This is a genomic window from Dellaglioa algida DSM 15638 (genome assembly GCF_001434695.1).
Classification (GTDB): Bacteria; Bacillota; Bacilli; order Lactobacillales; family Lactobacillaceae; genus Dellaglioa; species Dellaglioa algida.
The window spans coordinates 1-1469 of sequence record NZ_AZDI01000024.1 but is presented as its reverse complement, the minus strand read 5'-3'; the positions used below and the strand labels follow the sequence as shown (position 1 = coordinate 1469).

Below are 1469 nucleotides of genomic sequence, written 5' to 3'. Positions count from 1 at the left end.
CTTTATTTAAAACTTTGCAACAGAACCAAACAAGGTATACACACCACATTAATTACTGGTGACTCAGAAATGACGGGAAAAGCGGTTGCTAAACAATTGGGAATAGATGAAGTGATTGCAAATGTCATGCCGGAAGACAAATCCAGAATAATAGACGAACAAAAAGAAAAATACGGTGTGACCGCCATGGTTGGAGACGGTGTAAATGATGCTCCTGCTCTTGTTAATGCAGATGTGGGAATCGCTATGGGAGATGGGACTGATGTGGCAGTAGAGGTATCTGATTTAGTTTTAATGCAAAACAATTTATCAAAATTGGTACAATCTCATAATATTTCTTCGAAAATGAACCGTGTTATTTGGCAGAATATTATTTTTTCAATGGCCGTTGTTGCTTTTTTAATTGTCGTTAGTTTCTTGGGCTTAACGGATATTGCCATCAGTGTCATTATTCATGAAGGAAGTACATTGGTTGTTATTTTGAATGGACTTCGATTGCTAAGGGCAGTCTAAAGAATGATTGCACACCTTCAAATTAATCGAGTAATAGAGATAATTAAGGATTACACTACATTTTTTATCTCTATTATTTATTTATATTTATCTAGATGTTCAAAGTCAAAATGATATGTCAACCATACTCTTGTGGCGTGACTTGAATACAAGACACATGAAATTATATAAAATCGTGTATCGAGAATCCTATATCTATAGGGTTCTTTTTTTATACCGGTGTCCAATACACGATTTCGTGGTATAATGAATGAAATCATGTATCTTTTTTGTGAGAGGAGAGACCATTTCAATGAGTTATAATGTACAACCATTACGAACGCAGCAAGAAATCAACGACTTTTTATTCTGTTTAAGACGCAACAAAAACGCCGAACGCGACGTTTTCTTGTTTTTGATCGGCATTAATAGCGGTTTACGCATGTCTGATATCGTGAAATTAAAGAAAAAAGACGTGATTTCCTCGAAAAACCCACGTATTGTGGAGCAAAAAACCGGAAAAACACGCATTTTATATTTAAGCAGCCTGCAGGAGTTGATCCAGGACTACACGAAAGACCTGAAGCCAGAAGATTATTTGTTTCCCAGTACTAAAGGCGGTCATTTAGAAGTCAATACGGTCTATCAGATGTTTCAAAAGGTCGCCGCATTATTAGATCGGGACGATATTGGCACGCACACGCTGCGCAAGACATTTGGTTACCACTATTACAAGAAAACCAAAGACGTGGCTACACTCATGGAAATATTCGGTCACAGCAGCGAAAAAATCACCAAACGCTATATCGGGATCAATGAAGATGAAATCAGTGAGACATTGTTGAACTTCCGTTTAGGTTTCTAACTTTAAGACAATATTTTCAAGAATTCATTGTTTTTTGATATCTAGATAAATTCACGAAAAAAGTATCTAAGATAGCATAGATATCTTGGTTCTGTTGCAAAGTTTTAAATCT

The 1469-nt window shown here is 36.1% G+C and carries 2 protein-coding genes; both read left to right on the top strand.

Annotation, left to right across the window (positions count from 1 at the left end; translation table 11 throughout):
• The coding region (locus FC66_RS07790; protein ID WP_157052019.1) for an HAD-IC family P-type ATPase at nucleotides 1-513 on the top strand (513 nt) is incomplete at its 5' end.
• 292 nt (nucleotides 514-805) lie between these two features.
• Complete coding sequence (locus FC66_RS07785) at nucleotides 806-1357, top strand: tyrosine-type recombinase/integrase (protein WP_003680030.1); 552 nt, start codon at nucleotides 806-808, stop codon at nucleotides 1355-1357.
• Nucleotides 1358-1469: the final 112 nt, after the last annotated feature.

Coding starts and splice junctions, on each gene's coding strand:
- FC66_RS07785 (WP_003680030.1), top strand. CDS start 806: ATGAGTTATAATGTACAACCATTACGAACGCAGCAAGAAATCAACGAC.